Source organism: Phytoactinopolyspora endophytica, assembly GCF_004138495.1.
GTDB classification, from domain to species: Bacteria; Actinomycetota; Actinomycetes; order Jiangellales; family Jiangellaceae; genus Phytoactinopolyspora; species Phytoactinopolyspora endophytica.
Map to the genome: position 1 here is coordinate 142,541 of NZ_ML142852.1, position 342 is coordinate 142,882.

General features: G+C 68.1%; 1 protein-coding gene. It reads right to left on the reverse strand.

The genetic code is table 11. The features are described from left to right. Window positions 1-342, reverse strand: a 342-nt coding sequence (locus ELR45_RS09010) for an ABC transporter substrate-binding protein (protein ID WP_240759352.1), incomplete at both ends; no start/stop codon positions are given.

Here is a 342-nt window from a genome sequence, read left to right on the forward strand (position 1 = left end):
GACCGATCCGAGCTCGAGTTGCCGCTCGAGGCTGCCGACGACGTCGTCCGCGGTCATCGCGCGGCCGTTGGAGAACTGGACGCCGTCGCGCAGGTGGAACACGTACGTGGTGTCGTCGGGTGTCTCCCAGCTCTCCGCGAGCCCTGGCTCGATCTCGAAGTCGGGGCCGATGGTGACCAGAGTCTCGTAGACCAAAGACATCAGCTGCCAGGCTGCGGCCAGATCGGCCAGCTGCGGATCCAGCCCGGTGGCCACCGAGGCGTCGATGTGGGTCTGGACGTCGAGCTCCCCACCGGTGGGAAGCGAGTCGTCGGCGACCGCGAGATAGCCCGGCTCGCTCTC